Annotated in this window: 23 protein-coding genes, 1 tRNA gene and 1 riboswitch; of the genes, 19 read left to right on the forward strand and 5 right to left on the reverse strand. The window is 27.1% G+C overall.

Annotated features, from left to right (window positions below):
* The first annotated feature begins 267 nt into the window (after positions 1-267).
* The 10 genes from tig (at position 268) to Q1J60_RS03350 (ending at position 10,399) form a co-directional block, all read left to right on the forward strand.
* The gene (gene tig, locus Q1J60_RS03305; RefSeq protein WP_300258470.1) at positions 268-1,554 is read left to right on the forward strand and encodes a trigger factor; all 1,287 of its coding nucleotides are present in this window, start codon (positions 268-270) and stop codon (positions 1,552-1,554) included.
* A gap of 191 nt (positions 1,555-1,745) precedes the next feature.
* The gene (gene clpP / locus Q1J60_RS03310; RefSeq protein WP_300258473.1) at positions 1,746-2,330 is read left to right on the forward strand and encodes an ATP-dependent Clp endopeptidase proteolytic subunit ClpP; all 585 of its coding nucleotides are present in this window, start codon (positions 1,746-1,748) and stop codon (positions 2,328-2,330) included.
* A 39-nt stretch (positions 2,331-2,369) separates the two neighbouring features.
* A complete protein-coding gene (gene clpX / locus Q1J60_RS03315) occupies positions 2,370-3,677 on the forward strand; it encodes an ATP-dependent Clp protease ATP-binding subunit ClpX (RefSeq protein ID WP_300258476.1) in 1,308 nt (435 codons plus the stop codon).
* Positions 3,678-3,786: 109 nt separating this feature from the next.
* On the forward strand, positions 3,787-5,499 hold the full coding sequence (gene lonB / locus Q1J60_RS03320) for an ATP-dependent protease LonB (RefSeq protein ID WP_300258479.1): 1,713 nt from the start codon (positions 3,787-3,789) through the stop codon (positions 5,497-5,499).
* Positions 5,500-5,620: 121 nt separating this feature from the next.
* On the forward strand, positions 5,621-7,951 hold the full coding sequence (lon, locus tag Q1J60_RS03325) for an endopeptidase La (protein ID WP_300258482.1): 2,331 nt from the start codon (positions 5,621-5,623) through the stop codon (positions 7,949-7,951).
* Entirely contained in the window at positions 7,951-8,544 is a 594-nt protein-coding gene (gene yihA / locus Q1J60_RS03330) for a ribosome biogenesis GTP-binding protein YihA/YsxC (RefSeq protein ID WP_300258485.1), read from the forward strand. The genes lon and yihA overlap by 1 nt, the downstream gene beginning before the upstream one ends.
* Before the next feature lie 216 nt (positions 8,545-8,760).
* Positions 8,761-9,207 carry a hypothetical protein gene (locus tag Q1J60_RS03335; RefSeq protein WP_300258488.1) on the forward strand — a complete coding sequence of 149 codons (447 nt, stop codon included), beginning with the start codon at positions 8,761-8,763 and terminating at the stop codon, positions 9,205-9,207.
* 35 nt (positions 9,208-9,242) lie between these two features.
* Positions 9,243-9,464: a hypothetical protein gene (locus Q1J60_RS03340; RefSeq protein ID WP_300258491.1), complete on the forward strand. Its 222-nt coding sequence runs from the start codon at positions 9,243-9,245 to the stop codon at positions 9,462-9,464.
* A gap of 20 nt (positions 9,465-9,484) precedes the next feature.
* Positions 9,485-9,742, forward strand: coding sequence for a hypothetical protein (locus Q1J60_RS03345; RefSeq protein ID WP_300258494.1), 258 nt, complete (start codon positions 9,485-9,487; stop codon positions 9,740-9,742).
* 84 nt (positions 9,743-9,826) lie between these two features.
* Entirely contained in the window at positions 9,827-10,399 is a 573-nt protein-coding gene (locus tag Q1J60_RS03350; protein ID WP_300258496.1) for a hypothetical protein, read from the forward strand.
* 294 nt (positions 10,400-10,693) lie between these two features.
* Here the strand turns inward: Q1J60_RS03350 and Q1J60_RS03355 are convergent, their stop codons facing one another.
* Entirely contained in the window at positions 10,694-11,632 is a 939-nt protein-coding gene (locus Q1J60_RS03355) for a hypothetical protein (protein WP_300258499.1), read from the reverse strand.
* Positions 11,633-12,148: 516 nt separating this feature from the next.
* Between Q1J60_RS03355 and Q1J60_RS03360 the strand changes: the two genes are divergently transcribed.
* Positions 12,149-13,018 (forward strand): methionyl aminopeptidase, encoded by an 870-nt coding sequence (locus Q1J60_RS03360; RefSeq protein WP_300258501.1) that lies wholly within the window; start codon positions 12,149-12,151, stop codon positions 13,016-13,018.
* A 38-nt stretch (positions 13,019-13,056) separates the two neighbouring features.
* Here the strand turns inward: Q1J60_RS03360 and Q1J60_RS03365 are convergent, their stop codons facing one another.
* Complete coding sequence (locus Q1J60_RS03365; protein WP_300258504.1) at positions 13,057-13,998, reverse strand: DUF6414 family protein; 942 nt, start codon at positions 13,996-13,998, stop codon at positions 13,057-13,059.
* 193 nt (positions 13,999-14,191) lie between these two features.
* Here Q1J60_RS03365 and Q1J60_RS03370 point away from each other — a divergent pair.
* The 5 genes from Q1J60_RS03370 (at position 14,192) to cax (ending at position 19,395) form a co-directional block, all read left to right on the forward strand.
* A tRNA-Leu gene (locus Q1J60_RS03370) sits at positions 14,192-14,278 on the forward strand.
* A 410-nt stretch (positions 14,279-14,688) separates the two neighbouring features.
* On the forward strand, positions 14,689-15,594 hold the full coding sequence (locus Q1J60_RS03375) for a DUF368 domain-containing protein (protein WP_300258507.1): 906 nt from the start codon (positions 14,689-14,691) through the stop codon (positions 15,592-15,594).
* A gap of 349 nt (positions 15,595-15,943) precedes the next feature.
* Positions 15,944-16,357 (forward strand): hypothetical protein, encoded by a 414-nt coding sequence (locus Q1J60_RS03380; RefSeq protein WP_300258510.1) that lies wholly within the window; start codon positions 15,944-15,946, stop codon positions 16,355-16,357.
* Positions 16,358-16,665: 308 nt separating this feature from the next.
* Positions 16,666-17,949, forward strand: coding sequence for an alkaline phosphatase family protein (locus tag Q1J60_RS03385; RefSeq protein WP_300258513.1), 1,284 nt, complete (start codon positions 16,666-16,668; stop codon positions 17,947-17,949).
* A 399-nt stretch (positions 17,950-18,348) separates the two neighbouring features.
* Positions 18,349-19,395: a calcium/proton exchanger gene (gene cax, locus Q1J60_RS03390; RefSeq protein ID WP_300258516.1), complete on the forward strand. Its 1,047-nt coding sequence runs from the start codon at positions 18,349-18,351 to the stop codon at positions 19,393-19,395.
* Positions 19,396-19,537: 142 nt separating this feature from the next.
* Here cax and Q1J60_RS03395 read toward each other — a convergent pair whose 3' ends face one another.
* Both Q1J60_RS03395 and thiT read right to left on the reverse strand, forming a co-directional pair.
* Positions 19,538-20,614 (reverse strand): pyridoxal phosphate-dependent aminotransferase, encoded by a 1,077-nt coding sequence (locus tag Q1J60_RS03395; protein ID WP_300258518.1) that lies wholly within the window; start codon positions 20,612-20,614, stop codon positions 19,538-19,540.
* Positions 20,615-20,722: 108 nt separating this feature from the next.
* A complete protein-coding gene (gene thiT, locus Q1J60_RS03400) occupies positions 20,723-21,418 on the reverse strand; it encodes an energy-coupled thiamine transporter ThiT (RefSeq protein WP_300258521.1) in 696 nt (231 codons plus the stop codon).
* A gap of 91 nt (positions 21,419-21,509) precedes the next feature.
* Positions 21,510-21,613, reverse strand: a riboswitch (TPP riboswitch).
* Between the two features lie 498 nt (positions 21,614-22,111).
* Between thiT and Q1J60_RS03405 the strand changes: the two genes are divergently transcribed.
* Together Q1J60_RS03405 and Q1J60_RS03410 are read left to right on the forward strand one after the other, a co-directional pair.
* Positions 22,112-22,615: a GNAT family N-acetyltransferase gene (locus tag Q1J60_RS03405; protein WP_300258524.1), complete on the forward strand. Its 504-nt coding sequence runs from the start codon at positions 22,112-22,114 to the stop codon at positions 22,613-22,615.
* 229 nt (positions 22,616-22,844) lie between these two features.
* Positions 22,845-23,597: an MJ1433 family protein gene (locus Q1J60_RS03410; protein ID WP_300258527.1), complete on the forward strand. Its 753-nt coding sequence runs from the start codon at positions 22,845-22,847 to the stop codon at positions 23,595-23,597.
* A gap of 51 nt (positions 23,598-23,648) precedes the next feature.
* On the opposite strand, the gene Q1J60_RS03415 is transcribed toward Q1J60_RS03410, so the two are convergent.
* The gene (locus Q1J60_RS03415; protein ID WP_300258529.1) at positions 23,649-24,275 is read right to left on the reverse strand and encodes a GntR family transcriptional regulator; all 627 of its coding nucleotides are present in this window, start codon (positions 24,273-24,275) and stop codon (positions 23,649-23,651) included.
* Between the two features lie 231 nt (positions 24,276-24,506).
* Between Q1J60_RS03415 and hdhA the strand changes: the two genes are divergently transcribed.
* Positions 24,507-25,258, forward strand: a 752-nt coding sequence (hdhA, locus tag Q1J60_RS03420; RefSeq protein WP_300258532.1) for a 7alpha-hydroxysteroid dehydrogenase, incomplete at its 3' end; no start/stop codon positions are given.

Below are 25,258 nucleotides of genomic sequence, written 5' to 3' on the forward strand. Positions count from 1 at the left end.
TTATAAACCTATAATTAATAAACTAAAAAGTTTAGCCTATAAAGCTCCATTAATAATAGAAGTTTATAGGGATAATTTTAAAACTTGCGAAGAATTAAAAGATGTTAAAGATTTTATAGAAAAAAAACTACTAGTATGATAAAATGTATAAATGTAAGAATAAAATAATAAAGAAATATTTGATAAAAAAAGAAATTATATGTTATAATTGGCTGAGTTCATTCATAAAACATGAATTTTAAAGGCTATTTACAGGAGGAATATACAATGGAATCTAAAATGAACAAAATAGACACAAATGTTGTAGAATTAGAAATTAAAGTTGATGCTAAGGACTTTAACGAGGCGTTAAAAAAGTCTTATAATAAAAACTCAAAGAAGTTTAACATACCAGGATTCAGAAAAGGAAAAGTTCCAATGAACATGGTTAAAAAATTCTATGGAGTTGAAGTTTTATTTGATGATGCAATAAACGCTTGTATAGATAAAACTTATGGAGTTGCTTTAGAAGAAAACAACGTAAGACCAGTTGATTATCCACAAATCGAAGTAGTAGAAGTTGGAGAAGGAAAAGACTTAGTTTACAAAGCTAAAGTTACTACTTACCCAGAAGTTACTTTAGGAGATTACAAAGGATTAAAAGTTGAAGAAGTATCTTACGAAGTAAAAGATGAAGATATAGAAAAACAATTAGCTGATATGCAAGCAAGAAATGCTAGAGTTGAAACTAAGAAAGAAGGAACAGTTGAAAATGGAAACATAGCTGTTATAGATTTCAAAGGATTCATAGATGGAGTAGCATTTGAAGGTGGAGAAGGAAAAGATTATCCATTAGAAATAGGTTCAGGAAGCTTCATAGATAACTTTGAAGAGCAATTAGTTGGATTAAAAGTTGGAGAAAGTAAAGATGTTAATGTAACATTCCCAGAAGCTTATGGAAAAGAAGACTTAAATGGAAAACCAGCTAAATTCGAAGTAACTGTAAAAGAAATAAAAGTTAAAGAATTACCAGCTTTAGATGATGAGTTTGCTAAAGAAGTTTCAGAATTTGATACTTTAGAAGAATTAAAAGCTGACTTAAAAGAAAAAGCTGTAAAAGCTAACGAATTAAGAGCTAAAAGAGAAATGGAAGAAAAAGTTATAAACGCTGTAGTTGATAACGCAAAAGTAGAAATTCCAGAAGCTATGATCAACAGAGAAGTTGAAAATATGGTAAGAGATTTAGAAATGAGATTAGGACAACAAGGACTAAGCTTAGAGCAATACTATGAGTTTACTGGAAGCACTGAAGATAAGATGAAATCTTACATGAAAGAAAATGCTGAGAGAAAAGTAAAAACTGATTTAGTTATAAGTGCTGTAACTGAAGCAGAAGCTATAGAAGCTACTGAAGAAGAATTAAAAGCAAAAGCAGAAGAAGTTGCTAAAATGTACTCAAATGGAGCAGAAACTGAGAAAATGGTTGATTTATTATTAAATGCTCAAAGAGATGCTTTAGAGTTAGATGTTAAGAGAGAAAAAACTTTAAAAATGTTATTTGAATCTTTAAAATAATAAATAAATAAACTTTCAGATAATTGCCAGGAAGTATTTCTTGGCAATTATTTTAAAATTAAAAGTTTGTTTAGAAAAAGATTAATTAACAAATAGATATTTTTTTTATATAATAATTATGATAATGTATGTTTTTATAATATATATGTCAATATTATAATTAGAGTTTTTTAAAAAAAGGAGGGAATTTAATGAGTAATTTAGTACCTATGGTAGTTGAACAAACAAGTAAAGGCGAAAGAAGTTACGATATATTCTCAAGATTATTAAAAGATAGAATAATAATGTTAAGTGGAGAGGTTAATGATGTAACTGCTAATCTTGTTGTTGCACAATTATTATTCTTAGAAAGTGAAGATCCAGATAAAGATATACATCTTTACATAAATTCGCCAGGAGGTTCAATAACTTCAGGAATGGCAATTTATGATACTATGCAATATATAAAGCCTGATGTATCTACAATCTGTATTGGAATGGCCGCTTCTATGGGAGCATTCTTATTATCTTCAGGAGCAAAAGGAAAGAGATTTGCATTGCCAAATGCTGAAATAATGATACACCAACCTTTAGGTGGATTCCAAGGGCAAGCGACTGATATAGATATTCATGCTAAGAGAATACTAAAGATAAAAGATAAATTAAATCAAATCTTAAGTGAAAATACAAATCAACCTCTTGAAAAAATAAAAATAGATGTTGAGAGAGATTATTTCATGGAAGCATCAGAAGCAGTAGAATACGGATTAATAGATAAAGTTATAGAAAGAAAATAATCTACAACTTAAGTCTCATTGAAAGTTGAGGTGGATGAAATGGGAAAATTTGAAGATAAAAAGCAATTAAGATGTTCTTTTTGTGGTAAAAGTCAGGAACAGGTTAAGAGATTAATCGCAGGTCCTGGTGTTTATATATGTGATGAGTGTATAGAGCTTTGTTCAGAGATCATAGAAGATGAATTTGAAGGAAATACACAATCATCACCATTAGAAGCTAGCAATCTTCCAAAGCCACAAGAAATCAAGGATTATTTAGATCAATATGTTGTTGGTCAAGATAGAGCTAAGAAATCTTTAGCAGTAGCTGTTTATAATCATTATAAGAGAATAAATGCTAATAAGGCAGAAGATGATGTTGAATTACAAAAAAGTAACATACTTTTAGTAGGACCTACAGGTTCAGGTAAGACACTACTTGCACAAACTCTTGCTAAAATGTTAAATGTTCCATTTGCTATAGCAGATGCTACAACATTAACAGAGGCAGGATATGTTGGTGAAGATGTTGAAAATATACTTTTAAAGCTAATTCAAAATGCAGATTATGATGTTGAAAGAGCTGAAAAAGGTATAATATATATAGATGAGATAGATAAGATTGCTAGAAAATCAGAAAATCCATCTATTACAAGAGATGTTTCTGGAGAGGGTGTTCAACAAGCCTTATTAAAAATATTAGAGGGTACAACAGCTTCAGTACCACCACAAGGTGGAAGAAAGCATCCACATCAAGAGTTTATACAAATTAACACTTCAAATATTTTATTTATTTGTGGTGGAGCTTTTGATGGAATAGATAAAATAATAGAAAAAAGAGAAACTAAGAGTTCTATAGGTTTTGGTGCTGAGGTTAAAGGAAAAAGCGAAAAGAATGTTGGAGAGCTTTTAAAGGATATAATGCCTGGAGATTTATTAAAATTCGGTTTAATACCAGAATTTATTGGTAGATTACCAGTTTTAGTAACTTTAGAAGCTTTAGATAACGAAGCTTTAGTAAGTATTTTAACTAAGCCAAAGAACGCTCTAGTTAAACAATACAAAAAGTTATTTGAGCTTGATAATGTAAAACTAGATTTTACAGAGGATGCTTTAAAAGCTATTGCAGATGAAGCAATAAATAGAAAAACTGGTGCAAGAGGATTAAGATCCATAGTAGAAGAAACTATGATGGATATAATGTTTGATATACCATCAGAGGAGAATATTGTAAAAGCTACTATAACTGAAGAGACAATAAAAGATAGAAAAGGTCCAGAGCTTGAAAAGCTTCCAGAAGGAGAAGTTAGACCGAATTTAAGAACTGAGAAGAAAAATAAAGCTAGGAAAGATATAGAAACTGCTTAATAAAAAAGATGCATATTATTTATGCATCTTTTTTTGATTTTATGAATTTGTTGGAATATTATCACAAAAATAGGTAAATACTAACCTTATATAACGGGAGGTATTAGAGATGAATAGTTATACATTTATAATGTTTTTACAATTACTTATATCAATTTTATTCTATATATATATGAGCAAGTCATTTGCCAATAAGAAGAAAGATAATAGTATATTAGAAAAAGAAAATGAAAAACAAATGGAAAAATTAAATAAATTAAGAATGATAAAACTGACAGAACCTTTAACAGAAAAAAGTAGACCAATTGATTTAGAAGAAATAATAGGACAGGAAAAGGGGATAAAAGCGCTTAAAGCAGCACTTTGTGGTCCAAATCCACAACATGTAATAATATATGGACCACCAGGGGTAGGAAAAACTGCAGCTGCCAGGATAATTTTAGAAGAGGCTAAGAAAATGGTAGCATCACCTTTTAATAATGAATCTAAATTTGTTGAAATAGATGCCACAACTTTGAGATTTGATGAGAGGGGGATAGCCGATCCATTAATAGGTTCTGTTCATGACCCAATATATCAAGGAGCAGGATCCTTAGGGATTGCAGGGGTACCTCAGCCTAAACCAGGTGCTGTAACAAAAGCTCATGGAGGAATACTTTTTATAGATGAAATAGGAGAATTACATCCTATTGAATTAAATAAACTTCTCAAAGTGTTAGAGGATAGAAAAGTTTTTTTAGACTCAGCTTATTATAGTTCAGAAGATCCAAATACTCCTAGATATATAAAAGAAATATTTGATAATGGATTACCAGCAGACTTTAGATTGATTGGCGCTACTACAAGGAGTCCAGAAGAAATAGTTCCAGCTATAAGGTCAAGATGCGTAGAAATATTTTTTAGGGGATTAACAGTTGAAGAGATTAGAAAAATTGCTTTAAATGCCATAAATAAGGTTGGCTATAAAATAAGTGATGAAGGGTTAGACATAGTATCTAGATATTGTACTAATGGAAGAGAAGTTATAAACTTGGTACAATTATGTTCTGGCCTTGCAATAAATGAAAATAGAGATTATATAAAAGAGAGTGATATTTATTGGGTCATTGAAAATGGTCAATACAATCCTAGAATGGAAAGGGTGATAAATGATAAACCTGAAATTGGATATGTAAATGGGTTAGCTATATATGGAGCTAATAATGGAGCTTTAATGGAAATAGAAGCTACTGCAAAGCTATCAAGTAATAGTATAGGTAGTATAAAAATTACTGGAATAGTTGATGATGAAGAACTAGGAGGTAGAGAGAAGAAAATAAAGAGAAAAAGTACATCATATTGTTCTGTACAGAATGTATTAACAGTATTAGATAACATATTTAATTTAAATTCAAAATCCTATGATATACATGTGAATTTTCCTGGAGGAATACCAGTAGATGGCCCATCGGCTGGAATAAGTATAGCTACAGCTATATATAGTGCTATAAAAGGAGTTCCTGTAAATAATAGAGTAGCTATGACTGGTGAGATATCAATAAAAGGAAAGGTAAAACCAATAGGAGGAGTAAATGCAAAGATATTAGCAGCAAAGAGAGCAGGAGTAGAATTAGTAATTGTTCCAAAGGAAAATTTAAGTAGTATAACTAGGGACATTGATGGAATAAAAATAGTTGGAGTTAAAGTGGTTGAAGAGGTATTAAATATTGCACTTTGTGAAGAAGAATGTATAGAAAAAGATAGCTTAACACTAAAAGATAATACATCATTTTTTGGTACCAGTGCTTTAAATGCAGAATCTCTAAAGAAAGCTAATACTTAAAGTGTTAGTTTTCTTTTATGAAATTAAATAAGCTTGAAAAAAACTTGTAATATGTGTATACTTGTTAAAGGCTATATATTTATATAATATGTGGTTATTAATTTTTTTGGAGGGGATATTTATGAAAGAAGATAAATTAATTCTTCCTTTAATTCCTCTAAGAGGTTTAACTGTATTTCCTAATATGGTTATATACTTTGACGTTGGTAGGGAAAAGTCAATAGAAGCTGTTGAAAAAGCTATGGCAGGAGATCAAAAGATATTTTTAGCAGCTCAAAAAGATATAGAGATTGACAATCCAAGTGAAGATGACATCTTTAAGACAGGTACAATATGTGAAATAAAGCAAATTGTAAAAATGCCAAAAAACACTATAAGGGTTTTAGTAGAAGGTATTGAAAGAGCAAAGATGGATGAATTCTTTGATAAAGAGGAATTACTTGAAGCATCAATAGAAAAAATAGAGATTGATAATGAAATTGACCATGAATTTGAAGCTTTATCAAGAAAGTTAAAGGATGACTTTTTTGAGTTTTTAGATATTACAGCAAGTAGTGGAATAAATGGTGTTGATTTATTTGATAATCTAGAAGAAGAAAAAGATTTAAATAAGGTTACAGATTTAATTTCTTCATATGCTCTTATAAAACAAGAGGACAAGCAGGATATTCTTCAAACTTTAGATTTAAAGAAAAGAATAGAAAAATTAATATTTTACGTGAAACAAGAGATTGAAGTAGCTAAAATAGAAAAGAGAATTGGAACTAAGGTTAAGAAGAATTTGGATAAAGGACAAAGAGAATATTATTTAAGAGAGCAAATGAAGGTAATACAAGAAGAACTTGGAGAAGATGATGATAATAAGAAAGCTGTAATTGAGTTTGAAAAAGTTATAAATGAGAAAAAATTACCAAATCAGGTTAAAGAAAAAGCTGAATATGAAATTTCAAAGCTTAAGTCTTCATCTTCATATTCTCAAGATAGCGGAGTTACAAGAACTTACTTAGAAAATTTATTAGACATGCCTTGGGGAGAATTTACTAAGGATACTTTAAATATAAAAGATGCTAGAAAAGTATTAGATAAAGATCATTATGGATTAAAGGATGTAAAGGATAGAATTCTTGAATATTTAGCTGTAAAGCAAATAAGTAATTCATTAAGAGGTCCTATTCTTTGTTTAGTTGGACCTCCTGGGGTAGGTAAAACTTCTATAGCTAAAAGTGTTGCAACTTCATTAAATAGACATTTTGTAAGAATGTCTTTAGGCGGAGTTAGAGATGAAGCAGATATAAGAGGACATAGAAGAACTTATGTTGGAGCAATTCCAGGAAGAATAGTTACTGGATTAAAGGAAGCTAAAAGTATGAATCCGGTATTTTTACTAGATGAAATTGACAAGTTAGGAATGGATTTTAAAGGAAATCCAGCTGATGCTTTACTAGAAGTTTTTGATAATGAACAAAATAAAACTTTTAGAGACCATTATTTAGAGGTAGATGTTGATTTATCAGAGGTTATGTTTATAACAACAGCAAACTCTTTAGATGGAATTCCAAGACCTCTTTTAGACAGAATGGAATTAATAGAAGTATCAGGATACACTTATGAAGAAAAATTCAGAATAGCTAAGAAATATTTAGTACCAAAGGTATTAAAAGAACATGGTGTTGATAATAAAATAATTACTATATCTGATTCTGCTTTAAAACTTATTATAGATAGCTATACAAGAGAATCTGGAGTAAGAAATCTTCAAAGACAAATAGCTAATGTTATAAGAAAAGGAATAAAGGATATAATAGAAAAAGATAAGAAAAATTTAAATGTATCTACTAAGTTAGTTGAAAAATACTTAGGTCCAAAAATCTTTAGCTATGAAAAAATTGATAAAGAAGATAAGGTTGGAGTAGTTACAGGAATGGCTTGGACTGCTTATGGTGGAGATACTTTACCAGTAGAAGTAATGGTTATGGATGGTAAGGGTAGATTAGATCTTACTGGACAACTTGGAGATGTAATGAAGGAATCTGCAAGAGCTGCATATTCTTATGTGAGAGCTCATATGAAAGAATTAGGAATAAAGGATGAATTTTATTCTAAAAAAGATATTCATATACATGCTCCAGAAGGTGCAGTTCCAAAGGACGGTCCTTCTGCAGGGGTTACTATGACTACTGCCTTAGTATCAGCATTAACTGGTAAAAAGGTTAAACATAATGTTGCTATGACTGGAGAAATAACTTTAACTGGAAAAGTTTTAGCTATTGGTGGTTTAAAAGAAAAATGCTTGGCAGCAAGAAGAGTAGGGATTGATACAGTTATAGTTCCTAAGGAAAATGAAAAGGACGTAATTAAACTTCCTAAAACAGTTAAGGATAGTTTAAATATAATACTTGCAGATAAAATTGATGATGTATTAGAAAATGCATTGGTTGGAGTTGAAAAATAATGAAAATAAAAAGTTCGGAATTTATAATATCAGCGGTTAAGAGAGAACAATATCCTGATGATAATCTACCAGAAATAGCTTTTGTTGGTAGATCAAACGTTGGAAAATCTTCTATAATTAATTCATTAACTAATAGAAGAGGATTAGCAAAGGTAAGTCAAACTCCAGGAAAAACTAGATTAATAAATTTCTTCTTATTAAATAAGGATTTTTATTTAGTAGATTTACCTGGTTATGGATACGCAAAAGTATCTAAAAAAGAGAAAGCATCTTGGGGTGCTACAATAGAAAGATATTTATTAAATAGAGGTCCTCTAAAGAAGGTTGTTTTATTAGTAGATTGTAGACATAAGCCTACTGCTGATGATATTCAAATGTATGAATGGATAAAGCATTATGGATATGAAGTTGAAGTTATTGCAACAAAGAGTGATAAGATATCTAATAACCAAATGGGAAAAAGCGAAAAGCTTATAAAAGAAACTCTAGGATTGCCTAAGGATTATAAACTTAAGTTCTTCTCTTCATTAAATAAAAAAGGAAAAGATGAGCTTGTAGATTATCTTTTTGATAATTTAGTTCAAGAAATTTAATTGCATAAATTAAAATATAAAATTAAATTTTTAGATGTTTCTAGAATATATTATTAAAGAAGCTGTGAAGATTTTATCTTCACAGCTTCTTTTTTGAAGTATATGCACTTTTATTAATTTTTATTACAAAAAGTAGAAAATATTCCATAAATATGTGTCAAAAGTTTGTAAAGGGAATACTATATAGTATAAAGAAAATATATGGAGGTAACATTTATGGACTTAAATGAAATCTTAGAAGGAATGTCAAATGACAATTATGGTAATTCAGGATACTGTAATACTTCAGGTGTTGGAAATTCTTTTGATAATTGTGGACAATCTATAGGAGGAGTTAATAATTTTAACGGATTAGGAAATAATTCTTGTGGTGGATTTGGAAACAATTGTGGTGGATTTGGAAATAACTGTGGCTTTGGCTTCGGAGGCGGAATATGGACATTAATTTGGTTATTATTGCTATGTGGTGGCGGATACGGCGGATATGGTAATAATAGATGTTGTTGCTGCTGTGAAGATGAATGTTGCTGTGGAGGCGGAAATTACGGATTTGGATGTAACTCTATAATATGGATAATTATTTTAGCAACTTTATGTGGTGGATTCGGAAATAATTGTGGAAACAATAATTGTAATGGATTATTAGGAAATTGTGGATGTTAATAAATGTTTAGAAAATAGAAAAGGAGTAAAGAGAAATGAGTAGAAAGAAAAAATGTTGCTGTAATAGTCATGATAACTATGATAGACATAGTAGACATGGCGGATGTACAGGAATGGATGCTTGTACAGTACTACCAACTCTTTTAGTTTTACAATGTTCAGGTTTATTATGTAACGATAGAGCATATATTTTAATTTTATTATCATTACTATGTGGTGGATTTAATGCTTGTGGATGCAATAATAGATGTTGCTAATAGAAAAGGAGTGAATTTTTATGAGTAGAAAGAAATGCTGCAAATGCAGATGTAAATGCCAATGCCAATGCAAATGCAAGCATAAAAAACATGATTGTTGCTGCAGTCAAAGTAGAAACACTGGTTGTTCAGGATTTAATGCTTGTACAACATTACCAACATTGCTAATACTTTGTCAATCAGGTTTATTATGCAATGATAGAGCATATATCTTATTCTTATTATTCTGGCTATGTGGTGGTGTAAACGCAAATAGCTGCGGCTATGATTGTTGTTAGAATAATTTTTGGAGGGTTTTTTAACCCTCCTAAAAAATAAAAAATTATAATACATATATATAAATTTATTGAGGAGGATAGGAGATGTCAAAGCGTAGACGTAAAAATAAAGTTAGCGAAAATTCAAATCAAGGAAATTTTATGGGAGGATTAAATCCTCAGATGTTAGACATGTTAGGACTTGGAAATGTTGATGTTAACAAAGTATCAGAAGTTTTATCTTCCATGGGCAATGATGGATTTGATATGAATTCCATAAATTCTATTTTAAATAATAATGATGGAGTGAAAAATAATTATTCAAAGAATAAAGGTAGCGAGAATGGAAATATGAACAACAAGAATAATCCTTTATCAGATATAATGGGAAGTGGAAACCCTATGGGGGATTTAGGTTCACTTATGGGATTATTAGGTAGTGGATCTCCAGCAATGAATCAAATGGGAAACATGGGGGGATTAGGAGCTCTTGCTAACATGATGAGCGGAAATATGGGAGGAGGAAATTTAGGAGCATCAAATAATGTTAGTGGTGATGTAAGTATGGATCCAATAGTTACTATGATACTTTCACTTAGAAATTTTGTTGATCCTCAAAGAGCTAGATTTTTAGATAAGGTTTTAAAGATGTATAAGGAAGGAAAAATAACTTATTAGATTATATATATTTTAGTAAAAAGGGAAGTTATCAAAATTATATGGACCTAATAAAGTAGAAATAACTAAAAAAAGCTACATTATTTTAAGCCGCACTTAGGTATTCAACTGAAGTGCGTTTTTTTTAGTTTCGATTGAAATCTATCGGTATTGTAGCAAGATATATTTCTATATCATTAAACAATTCCTATTTGTAATCATATCTCCATAAAAAATCACCCAGTTAAGTAGAGTTTAATCTTTTATGCCGTGTCTACTTAACGTGGTGCACCTCATTATTATACAGTCTATTTTTTATTTGTTAAGGTTTAAATTTATTGAACTTATTAAAAATATATCATTAATTTTTTCTAATTGAATTATTAAATTAACTTGTGATTTATTATTAGTGTTTTCTTTGGGAATTTTATTAAAGTTTAAGGTCCAAGAGCAATTAGTAACTTCTCCAGTATTATTCCAATCTATATCCTTAAAAAAAGCATCTTGAAAGTCATAATAATAAGATTCTTTTTCTAATCTCCATATTTGAGATAGATCTTCTTTGGATATATAACTTGCAAATATATTTGGAAGTTCAGATATTTCATAATTTAGAGATATTATGTCTATAAAAGAAGTTATAGAATATAGACCAGGTGGTTCAACCGTATCATAGGATATGTTTTTAAGCTTTTTATTTAAAAGCATATATTTTTGAATATCTTCTTTACTGTTACTTAAGGAAAAAGAAAGTATCTTAGGAGTTTTTCCATTATTTGAATCTACAATCCCTAATATATTGTTTGTAGAGCAGAATATATCTTCAAATCCATTTTCAGTCCACTTAAATAAATGTTGTATAGAATTGTTTTCTTCAAAAGATTGAACAATTATCTCTGGAATAGTATTCCTGTCTAAATCTAATAAGTTTAATTTTATAGGACAATTAGGTGAAAAGTTACCTAGAGAATTAATCGTTTTATTTGGAGTTAACTCATAGCTTTTTTCATTAATATTTGCATGGAGCATATATTTATTTTCACTTCCTAATTCTATATATAAATAATCTATTTTCCCATCACCATTTAAATCTGACTTTACAGTTTCTTTAATAGTATTTTGATTAATAACAGATTTAGTAGAATTATATTTTAAGGTAAATATTAAAATAAAAGAAATTAAAATAAAAGAAATTAAAATAATGGTAATAAAACTAATCTGTTTTATTAAATTATTTTTGTTTTTTAAAGTCATAAAATCACCTCAAATAAATTATATGCATATAATTTATTTTTTATTATTATTGTAATTTTTTTATACTTTGAATAAAATATACTAAATAATTCAGTTGATAGATATATTTTAGAGTCTATAGAAGAAAATGATAAAAGACAAGTATTAAAATAAAACTACAATAATTTTTAATAATTGAAACAAATATTACATATTATTATAAAAAGGATAAATGGGAGGAACTTAGTATGATAATATTTGCAAAGAGGATTAATATAAAGGGAGTTATATATAATTTGATGAATTATAATGAGTATAATAAAAGAAAATATAGCTCTTTTTATAGATAAAGGTGATAAAGCTTAGATTGTTATTTTAGTATTATAGGTATTGGAGATTATAGATTACATTAACCTTAGATTTTTTATAATATTATTAATAAGGTATAAACTTGAAAAAAGTATAACTTAGTATATACTTAAAAGTATAAATATATACTTTAAGATTTATTTAAAGTTTTTATAAGGAGACAGTAAAATGAGAATAAATAGAAATGATTTATGTTGGTGCAATAGTGGTAAGAAATATAAAAAATGTCATATGGAGTTTGATGAGAGAATAGAAAATTTAGCTAGAGAAGGATTTGAAGTTCCTACTAGAGATATAATAAAAAATGAAGAACAAATAGAAGGTATAAGAAAAAGTGCAGAAATAAACAATGCTGTTTTAGATTTAGTTGAAGAAAAAATAAAAGCAGGAATGAGTACTGAAGATATAAATAAAATAGTGCATGATTATACTGTAAGTAGAGGAGCTATTCCAGCGCCCCTTAACTATGGTGGATTTCCTAAAAGTGTGTGTACATCTATAAATGATGAGGTTTGTCATGGAATTCCTGATGAAAATATAATTCTTAAAGAAGGAGATATAATAAACGTTGATGTATCTACTATATATAATGGATATTATTCGGATGCTTCAAGAATGTTTATTATTGGAGAAGCTAGTGAAAATGCAAAAAGATTAGTTAAAGTAGCGAAAGAATGTTTAGAAAAAGGTATTGAAGCAGTTAAACCTTGGGGATTCTTGGGTGATATAGGAGAGGCAATTCAAAAGCATGCAGAAAAGAATGGATATTCAGTGGTAAGAGATTTTGGAGGCCATGGAGTAGGATTAAAATTTCATGAGGATCCATTTGTATACCATTATGGAGACGCTGGAGAAGGTATGGTATTAGTACCAGGTATGATCTTTACAATAGAGCCTATGATAAATGAAGGGAAATATGATGTGTTTGTAGATGCAGAAAATGATTGGACTGCTTTAACTATGGATGGATCACTTTCAGCTCAATGGGAACATACAATATTAGTGACAGAGGATGGAATTGAAATAATAGCTAAATAATAAAATTTTTAAAGCCTTCTAATTAAATTTAGAGGGCTTTAAAAATACATGCTTATTGGTGCTATTAGTATTGCTGGTGATTTAACTTTAGTTTCTGGACATTTAGGGATTGGTATATTTAGATTTTTGAATAAATCTAAATAGGGATGAATTAACTTTAATAAATCAATATAATAATTTTCCTGTGTAAGTTTTCTTAATAAATTTATACAATCATTATTATTTGTACATACTTTTATAACTTTTCCTAAAACATTGCAATTACAATTACATTTATCAAAAACGTAACAATCACCATTTAAAAAGTATTTTGAATTAGTATTAAGTATTGCAGTATAGCTAGAACAATTCATAATTATATCTTCAGTTGAATTTAAAGAGAGTTTATCTTTAATTGATTTTAGTAAATTTAATATTATAGAAAAGTTTAATTTACCTAAGTTTTTGTCTTTTAAAAGGGAATCTAATATGTCTAATGGAAAACATTCTATTAAGCTTATTATTGAATCTAAGTAAGCAGAGAGTGAAGTTTCCGTTATGCGTCCTTTTGTTGTTATAAAATCTCCTTCAGAAATATTAGAATCAACTAAATGTGAATTCTCAAGGTTCTTAAGAACTTTTGATGTAGTCATTCTTTTAAGCATAGTATGGTGTATTTCAAAAGAGGTATAGATTCTTTTGATTTCTTCTTCAGTTCTTCCGAATAGTCTATTTTCTATACTTTTATCATTTCCATAAAAATTTGTTTCATTAAAGTCATTTGATCTGTTACTAGTTTTAAAGCCTTTATTATATATTCGACTTTTTCCATCACTACAGAATATTTTATTATTTTCATCTAAATGAATTCTTCCTGCTAAGGTGTTGTCACAAATTCTTTTAGAAGTACGTATATCTATATATCCATTTAGATATACAGAAGATAGACTTTTTATTAAGTATTCATCTATGTATATAAATAGGTTTAAAAGATCATTCATTATTATTCTCCTAAATTAAAATTATGATATTATAATTTATATTATAAATATTTCCATGCTATGAATATTAAAGATAAAAGTATAATAAACTTAATAAATTTAATAGTATTTTTAATATTAAAATTTAAAGTTTATATATGGAAGAATATGTATTGACATAGAGGTACAATTGATATATAATGAAAATGTTCAAGCCGAAGTGGCGGAATTGGCAGACGCAGCGGACTCAAAATCCGCCGGGCTAACACTCGTACGGGTTCGAGTCCCGTCTTCGGCACCAAATATCTGAGAATTATCAGATGTTTTTTTATTAATAAGACATAGAGATTATAATTGTTGCTATTTATTTAATCTTAGTGAATTTGCTTTCAGTAGGATTATACTTAATTTATTGTACGAGAGTTATAATACTATTTAAAATTAATCTTATCTTTAAAACAGATAGATACATAAGAAGTATATTAAAAGATGCGAAATAAATCAAAAGTACTAAAAGTTAAAATCTTTTAGTACTTTTTTAAGTAATTTTAAACTTTGCTAAATTTTAATCAAATATATGATTTTAATTTATTGTATATTTAGAAGTAAGTAAATATTGTTATAATAATAATCTTACATTAGAAGAATTATATAATGAATTGGATATAGTAAAATAATATATTAAATATAAGATTTTAAAGGAGACAGGTTATGTATGTGATTAACTTTATAAGAGGGTTCTTAATGGCTCTGGCAGATAGTGTTCCAGGAGTTTCGGGTGGTACTATAGCTTTTATAATGGGATTTTATAATAAGTTTATAAGTTCATTAAATGCTTTAACATCTGCAAAAAAAACTGACGTAAGCAAAAAAGATGCTATAATATTTCTATTAAAATTAGGAATAGGTTGGATAACTGGTATGATTTTATCAATACTATTTATAGCATCAATATTTGATAAAGAAATATATAAAATCAGTTCTTTATTTACTGGATTTATAATATTTTCTATACCAATAATAATTAGTGAAGATAAAGAATCATTAAAGAAAAACTATGGGTACATAATATATTCTATTTTAGGAATGGCTATTGTAGCTGCAATAACATATTTTAATCCAGCTACAGGAAGTGCTGAAGGAACAAGCTTAGTATTAAATGAATTTTCATTACCACTTGCATTATATGTTTTCTTTGCTGGAATGATTGCTATATCAGCAATGGTTTTACCAGGTATATCAGGTTCAACATTACTTTTAATATTTGGTCTTTATGCACCAGTAATAAATGGAGTTAAAGAAGTTCTAACATTTAATTTTAGTTATTTACCTATGCTTATAATTTTTGGAATAGGAGTAATTGTAGGAATAATAACTACAATAAGATTAATAAAATTCTTACTTTCAAATTATAGATCTCAAATGATTTATTTTATAATAGGATTAATGATTGGATCTATATATGCAGTTTTTATGGGACCAACTACACTAAAGATTCCAAAGGCTGCTATGAATTTAAGTAATTTTAATTTCTTATTCTTTATTATAGGTGGAGCTTTAATTTTAGGTCTACAACAGTTAAAAGGATACCTTGAGAGGAAAGAAAAAAGTTTATAAGTATATAATAAAATATCTTACTGTGTATTTTATTATATAGATAGTTTTTTAAATATAACTTATACAATTCGAATAATTAATAAAATGTATAGATTTAATAATAAAGCCAGTAGAAAAATTAAAATTCTACTGGTTATTTTTTATTGGGAATTTCCTTGATAATTTCACCAAATTATAGTTTTAATACAACTTAATTTCTTTAACATTGTAGATTTTTAGAATATAATAAGGGAAATAGAGTATTTTAGTCGTTTATTAATTGAAAATTAACTATAAAGACTTTGTTATACTAAATTTTTTATAGTATATTATTAATAAGCTAAAATTTATTTGTATGGAGGGATAAGCAATGTTTTTAAAAGAATTAAATAAAGAACAAGGATTAGCGCTTATAAATTTAGTAACTGAATTTGCTGTAGCTGATGAGAATATCAAAAAAGAAGAAGAAGATTTAATTCGTACATATATGAAGGAATTAGGTTTAGAAGAAGAGGAATTAGGAAATCTTTCATATGAAGAATCAATAGAAATAATAAAAAAATCATCAGAAAAGGTTAAAAATATTGTTTATTTTGAACTTGTTAGAATAGGGCTTGTTGATGAGGATTGTGATATAGAAGAAGTTGATTTCTTAGAAAAAATAAGTAAAGATTTAAATATATCAAGAGCTAAAAAAATACAAGTAGCTAATTGTTTCTATAACTTCTCAGAAAAAGATGGAGAAGCAAAATTAGAGGAAATGGCAAAAGATATAATAGGATAATAAAAAATCTAGAATGGGCTGTATCAAAATATAATAACAAAAGTTATTTTGATATAAGCCTTTTTATTTTATATTTTTGAGTAAGAAAATGAAAGTATAATGGAGAGTAAGTATTTTTTTAGAAAATGTGAGAAATGCAAGATTTGATGAAGGTAAAAAATTTCAAGTGAATTACAAACAGATAGATATAAGTCTATCTATAAAGAACTTAAAGAGTTATTAAAATATTGAGTAATATGAAATTTATTATTGACATATAAGATACAATAATTAAAATAGTTTAATAGGAACAGGAGATGATAAGAAAAATGAATAATAAATACATGGTGGTAATATCTTTAGATGCAGTATCTTCAAAAGACATTGAAATAATGAAGGAATTACCTAATATATCTAAACTAATGAAGGAAGGTGCCCTTATAAAGAATGTAGAAACAATATATCCTTCTTTGACATATCCGGCTCATGTATCTATTGTAACTGGAAAATATCCAGTTAATCATGGAATCACAAATAATATAGTATTGAATTTTAAGGACGAAAATCCAAATTGGAACTGGTACGGAAATAAAATAAAGGGAGAAACTCTTTTTGAATTAGCTAAGAAAAATGGACTTACAACAGCTTCAGTAGTTTGGCCAGTTACAGGAAAAATGAAAATAGATTATAATATGCCAGAAATATTTGAGACAAAACCTTGGCATAATCAAATAATTATGTCTGCTTTAGCTGGAAGCAAAATCTATCAATTTAATATGAATAAAAAGTTTAGTTCTCTTAGAAAAGGTACAAAAGAGCCTTATTTAGATAATTTTGTTACAGCATGTGCTAAAGAAACAATAAAAAAATACAAGCCTAATTTAACTATGGTTCATCTAATAGATGTGGATTCTCATAGGCATGATTATGGATATGAAAGTTTGGAGGCATTAGAGGCTTTGAAGAGACATGATATTAGAGTAGGAGAAATAATAGAGTGTTTAAAAGATGCAGGAATATATGAAAATACAACATTGGTTTTGCTAGGAGACCATAGTGCAATAGATACTGATAAGGTAATAAGGTTTAACAGTGCTCTTAGGAAAGCTGGTTTAATAGAATTAAAAGATGGAAAACTTAAAAGTTTTAAAGCAATGGCTAGAGAATGTGGAGGCTCAGCTTATATTTATTTAAATGATAAAAACCCAAAAGATAAGGAAAAATGTTTAGAGGTTTTAGAGGATCTTAAGGAAAAAGGAGTTTTAGAGTATATATTAAATAGAGAAGAAGCTATAAAAGCTGGAGCTAATGATAAATGTGATTTTATGGTAGAGGCTACTAGAGGATATTATTTTTCAAATGAATATGAAGGAAAAGTTATTGAGGAAACTAAAGATATAAGGAATAAACATACTTACAAAGCTGTTCATGGATATTCACCTAGAAAAAAAGATTATGGAACATTTTTTTTAGCTTTTGGAAGAGGAGTAAAATCAGGTTTTGTTTTAGATGAAGGTAAGCTTATAAATCATGGACCAACTTTAGGAAAAATATTAGGCTTTACTTTTCAAAATGCAGATGGAATAGTTGAAGAAAGGATATTGAATTTATAATAATTTTCTATAATTTTGAATAAAATAATTAATTAAATAAAATTGTTGAAATTGTCGCAAAATTATGATATTTTAAAATAGTAGAAAAAGTATTGCCAAAAATTATTTCACAATGTAGATATGTAATTAATTAAAAGAACGCTTAAAATAGCGTTTTTTTTACTTTTAAATAATAATTTAGAGAAAGTTTTATGAGAGAAATTTACTAAATGTATAATTAAAGGCTTATATAAAAGGTAATATTAATTTACATAATATACTTCATAGATTAATTTTGGTTAAAAATAAAATTTAACTTTACTATTTTAAATAGATAAAATAAGAATAAAATGTTAAAATTTTAATAAAAGTGATATAATTATCTTTGGTAAAAATTATTTTATATATGGAGGACTAAAGATGAAAATACTAAAATGGCTTTTAATATTCATACCTATAAGTATTATAGGTGAATTTATGCATTTTTCTCCAACTCTTATGTTTATATTATCTGCATTGGCAATAATTCCTTTAGCGGGTCTTATGGGAGAGGCAACAGAGGAAATATCATTTTATACTGGGCCAAAATTAGGTGGTTTTTTAAATGCTACCTTTGGAAATGCTACAGAACTTATAATATCATTTTTTGCGTTAAAAGATGGTTTGTTTGATGTGGTTAAAGCTTCTATCGCAGGATCTGTAATAGGAAACATATTATTAGTATTAGGCGCTAGTATGTTAGCGGGAGGATTAAAATATAAAACACAAAGTTTCAATAAAAAAGTAATGGAAACTAGTTCAAGTATGTTATTATTTGCTGTTATTGGACTAACAATTCCTGCTATATTTATGCATACAATAAAATCAGAATTTTTAAATACAAAGTATGAAAGTATAAGTGTAATAGTTGCTGTAGTAATGTTTGCTATATACATATTAAGCTTAATATTCTCATTTTTTACTCATAAGGATATATATGCAGTAGAACAAGATGAAGAAGATGGAGAAGCTAAGTGGTCATTAAAAAAAGCCATAACAGTACTTATTGTAGCTACAGTAATAATTGCCATAGAGAGTGAGTTCTTAGTTGGAGCAGTTGAACCAATGACAGATACTCTTGGATTAAGTAAACTTTTTGTAGGTATAATATTAATTCCTATAATAGGTAATGCTGCAGAACATAGTACAGCAATAATAATGGCAATGAAAAATAAAATGGATGTTTCAATAGAAATAGCCATAGGATCAAGTTTACAAGTTATTTTATTTGTGGCTCCAGTTTTAATATTTTTAAGTCTTATATTTAAGCCTATGAGTATAATATTTAATGCTTTTGAATTGGTAGCTTTAATAGTTTCAGTACTTATAGCTAATAGAGTTGTTAATGATGGAGAATCAAATTGGCTTGAAGGAGTTCAACTTTTAGCTGTTTATATAATAATAGCAGCTATGTTTATGATTGTTTAAATTAAAAGATCAATTAAATAAACTAGGTAATTTTTAAAAAGTAATTATAATATTAAATAAAAATAGGTTATACTTTCAAAATAAAGAGGTTGCATATATAATTAATAATAAAATTATATATGCAACTTCTTTTTATATTAAATTATAAAAAGAAATTTTTAAGATTTTCTAGAAGAAGTTTATTATCCTCAGGTTTTAAGACACAAACTCTAAAGAAATATTCATTTAAACCTTCAAAAGAAGAACAATTTCTTATTATCAATCCTTTTTCTAAAAGCTTATTATAAAGTTCTGTAGAAGTAAATTTTTTAGATGTAATTTTACAAAGTATAAAGTTACTATAACTTTCATATACTTTTAAGTCTTTTATTGAACTTAATTCTCTAAATAGATGATCTCTTTCATTTTTTAATTTTGATGTGTTTGATAGTATATACTCTTTATCTTTAAACATAATTTCTCCCATTGTTGTAGCAAAGATATTTATGTTCCATAAATCAAGTTTTTCAAGCATTGACTTTTTAATTTCTTTATTAGAAATTAGTCCATAACCTAATCTTATACCAGGAGTTGAGAAAAATTTAGAAGTTCCTCTAATTACAAATAGATTGTTAAATATATCTACAAGTGGAGTAGAGGAGTAAATTTCAGGTTCTGTAAACTCAACATAAGTTTCATCAACCATGAATATTGGTGAAGTATTTTTTAATAATAGAGAAATTTCATCCTTTGAAAAAGCAAATCCAGTAGGATTATTAGGATTACAAATTATAACTAAATCAAATTTTGAAGAGTTTATGTTTTCTATTAAATTGTTAACATCTATTTTAAAGTTATTTTCTTCCTTTGAAAAAAACTTAGTTATTTTGCAATTTATTTTTTTTAGTTCACTTTCATATTCTGAATATGATGGAGAAAGCAATAAAGCTTTTTTAGGATTAATAATGCTTATAAAAGAGGAGATTAGTTCTGTAGCTCCACTACCAACTATAATATTCTCTTTTTTGCAATGACAATATTGAGAGATTGATTTCTTTAAGTCTGTATATTTAGGATCTGGATATATAGAAACAATATCAATATTATTTAAAATTGAATTTTTAGCTTTTTTAGATGCTCCAAAGGGATTTATATTTGAACTAAAATCTTTAATATCTGTTTTATTTAGACCTAATTCATTTGACAAATCAAATAAATTAGCACCGTGATTAATACTCATAAGTACCTCCTAAGTTTATATAACTTTTTATCTCTTAACTATAGTATAATTCTTTAATTAAAAAATAAAAAGGCCTAGATTTTAATGAAATCTAGACCTTACTTTATTTTAAGCTGCGTATTTATTTATTACGCTTTTAGAACTTATAGCTTTAATAAGTCTATTAACAGGTAAAATGCCTAAAAGCACTACACATATTAAACCATCAGCACCTATTAAAGAACCATTTACTAAAAATGAATATAGAATTGGAGACATTCCTTCAGGAGCAAAGGATCCAAAGAAAACAACTCCTGAAATAAAGTGAGCTAAAAATTTTAAAAATATTGCTACTACAGCTCCGAAAATTCTATGGTTATTAAAGAATCCTGCTACTCCTAAAGCCATATATGGTATAGGATAATCAAATAGTACTTGTACAGGATGAAGTATGTATGGATCTATGAATAAGGAAATTATACCAAATAAAAATCCAGTAAGCATTCCAACTAATGGACCATAAGCATAAGCAATAAGTATTATAGGAATCATACTACCTAAAGTTATTCCACCACCTTGAGGAAATTTATATATCTTTAGCATGTTTAATACAGCAGTAAGTGCTAAAGCAATTCCTATTGTTGTAAGCATTTTTGCATCAAATTTGATGTCTTTACTCTTTATAAGTAAAACTAATATTATTAGGACTCCTATTAAAGTAAGAATTGTTAGTGGATTAGTTACAATTTCCTTAAAATTTCCTCCTAAATTAATTGATGAAAAACTTTGAATAAAATCATTTATTATTTGTGAAAATGACATCATAGTTTTTACTCCCTCCTTAAACTTTAAGTGTGCTCAGAGAGTCTAAAGAATGTAAATAAAAAAACCGAATCTAAATATAGATCCGGTTTTAATACAGCCCTAAACGCTTCCCTACGCTGGAATTAACCAGATCAGGTGTTGAGGGTTAATGATAATTAATCATCTCTCAGCCTAAAGGCACCCCTAGCACATGAAATAATTCTAAGTTTATTTTATATGCTAATAATAATTAGGTCAAGCAATATTCTTCTAAATATTATAAATAATGTTTAAATTAATATTTTTAGCTAAATCTTAAAATATATAAATTGTTTTGTATAGATGTATTAATTAATATAATCCTTATTTTATCATTTAGTATTTATATGAAAATTAATTTTTTTAACATAAATTTCACTTAACACCATTAAATGTGGCATATAAAAAGCAAATGAAAGATAAATATTAATAACTTTTAAATAGAAAAATGTTAACAGAAAATTCTTTGACTTTTTCTGTTGAATAAAATAAAATTATTCCACGATAAGTAATCAACAATCTTTAAAGAAGATAATTTACAAATGAAACTTTATCTAATTAAATCTATTTTATTATTAATATTTAAAGGAGATATGAACATGGGGTGAAGTTTTGATTTAATTTTTGAATAAAACATTATTTTAAATTAATTTATTATAAGAGGTAAAAAGAGGAATGAAAATAAGATTAATAGAAGAACATGAATTAAACAAGGTTAAAAATATTTATGATAATGTTGTAAAAGAAATGAATTTAAGAGGACTTTATAATTGGAATGAAAGTTATCCTAATACTGAAATAATATTTAAAGATATCTCCAATAAACATCTCTATGGAATAGAAGCATCTGGAGAAATAGTAGCTGTTGCAACTATTAATGATTATGCTTATGATGTTTATAATGATATTGAATGGAAAGTTGATGGACCATTTTTATCATTTCATAGAATAGCTGTTTCACCATCTCATAGGAGAAAAGGATATGGAAGAAAAATGATAGATTTTGTAGAAGAAATGGCAAAGGAAAAAAAATGCAATTCTATAAGAATTAGTGCTTATCATAAAAATGAAAATGCAGTTAATTTATATAAAAACTTAGGATATGTACATGTAGGAGAAATGATGTCTATGAGAGATATAGTAGAACCTTTCTTATGTCTTGAAAAATCAATAATGTGATTATGATATGAATCAATTTATAGTTTTATATAGACTATGAATTGGTTTTTTTATTGTTAAAATTGCACTAAGGTTATGTAAAATTAGAAATAATATAAAAATATATATACTTTATAAGTTGAATTTAAAAAAGTTTAAAAAACCTTTAAAATCAGTGATATAATATGATAGTATAAAAATCTAGACATTACTAATTGAGAATATTTAATAATAAATGAGGAGGACAAGAATGAGTAAACAAAAGAAAGAGTTTCTTATGATTGGAATTGGATTAATAGGATTATCTATAATTTTACATTATGTGCATTATCTTATATTTAAAGATTTACATCATACATTAATATTTCTTTTTGCAGATATAGCCTTTATACCTATGGAAGTATTCTTCACTACTTTAGTAATTGATAAATTACTTGAAAAAAGGGAAAAAGAGCATTTAAGGGATAAGCTAAGTATGCTTATAGGAGTATTTTTTAGTGAACTAGGAACAGATATTTTAAATATATTTGTTTATGCAGATGATAATACTGAAATAATTGCTAAAGAGGCTTTAGTAACTAAGGAATGGAATAAAAATGAATTTAAAAATTTAGAAAAATTAGTAGATCAATATGAGTATGATATAAATATTAAAAAAGTTAATTTAATAGCTTTAGAAAAGAAATTAAATGCTCAAAAAGATTTGGTTATAAACTTAATAACTAATCCAATGTTAATAGAGCACGAAGAGTTTTCAGATATGCTTATGTCAATACTACATTTAAGAGAAGAGTTAAGTAGTAGATGTTCTCATGAATTAGAAGATTACGAAATTCAACATTTAGCAAAAGATATAAATGTTGCTTATAGGTATTTAACCTTTGAATGGATTCAATATATGAAACAATTAAAATCTAATTATCCACAGTTATTCTTAAAAGCATTAATTACAAATCCTTTTGATAAAAGATCATTAAAAGAAAAAGAATGTAGTTATTTATAAAAAGTATGATATATCCTCTTAAAGGTTATATCATACTTTTTTTATTGAAAATTATTGATTATTTGATATGTAGTTTTTTACGTTTTTTAAAACTTCATCTTCTCCAACATACATTATTATATCATCAGCCATTATTTTGAAGTAAGGTCCTGGAGAAAGGAACATTTCTCCTTTTCTTTTAACTCCTATTATAGTTGCCTTTGTATTCTGCCAAAAATCTAGATCACCAATACTTTTTCCAACAGCAAAGCTTTCACTTTCAACAATGCTCTCAAAGGGGATAACAGTTCCTACATTTCTAAGTTGCGTAGCAAATTCTATTATATTTTCTATATTTTTCTCAAGTTGTTTATCTAATTCATTCTTAGCTTTTAATATTTTATAAGTATCATTACTTAGTGTTGTAAAGTCAGATTGAGCTTTAAACTTACTTAAAAAGTCCTTGGCATTTTCTTTGCTATTTATGATTATTCCACTTTTTTCATTAACAGATACTACGTTCATATCCTTAAGTAAGGCTAATGAGCGTCTTATAGTTTCAGGTGAAACTTTATATATGCTAACTAGGGTTGTACGACCTGTAATTTTACTTCCTTCTTTAAAATCATTATTTAAAACTCTATTAGCTATATCAATAGCTATTTTTATGTAGTTTGGCGTTTTTGTACGTTTAGCCATTATAATATCACGCTCCATATGATTAATATATTGCACTAAATTGATTTTATCACTTAGATAATGTATTTGTAAATTATATTAGATTGGTTTTTAATTTTTTGATAAATCTTTTAATAGGGATATTTTATTAACTTGCATTGCTACAAAAACAATTATTTACTTTACTAAGTTATAGATGTTATATATAATATTTGTAATTACAAAAATATATTATAAAAAAGAGAGGTTATTATGGTGTTAAAAAATAAAGTAGCATTGGTTACAGCATCAACTAGAGGAATTGGACTTGAATGTGTAAAACGCTTTGCAAAAGAAGGTGCGATTGTTTACATGGCAGCAAGAAATTTAGAGCGTGCTAATGAGAGAGCAAAAGAATTAAATGATAAAGGATTTAATGTAAAAGTTGTTTATAATGATGCTTCAAAAAAAGAAACTTATATTTCTATGGTAGATGAAGTTATAAAAAAAGAAGGAAAAATTGATATTTTAGTTAATAATTTTGGAACATCAGATCCAAAAAAAGATTTAGATATAAAAAATACAAGTTATGAAGAGTATATAAAAACTATTGATATAAATCTTGCAAGTGTATTTATAACTTCACAAGCTGTTATACCACATATGGCATCAAATGGTGGTGGTAGTATTATAAATATATCTTCTATTGGAGGTTTATATCCAGATATTTCGCAAATTGCATATGGGACAAGTAAGGCATCAATAAATTATTTAACAAAGTTAATAGCAGTACAATGTGCTAGAGAGAATATTCGTTGCAATGCAGTATTACCTGGAATGACAGCAACAGATGCAGTAAATGATAAATTAACTGATGAATTTAAAGAGTTTTTCTTAAAACACACTCCTATTAAGAGAATGGGAAAACCAGAAGAAATTGCAGGAACAGTATTATATTTTGCAAGTGATGACTCTAAATTTACTACAGGACAAATTATTGATGTATCAGGTGGATTTGGAATGCC

The sequence above is a fragment of the Clostridium sp. genome (genome assembly GCF_029258205.1).
In the GTDB taxonomy this organism is placed as follows: Bacteria; Bacillota; Clostridia; order Clostridiales; family Clostridiaceae; genus Sarcina.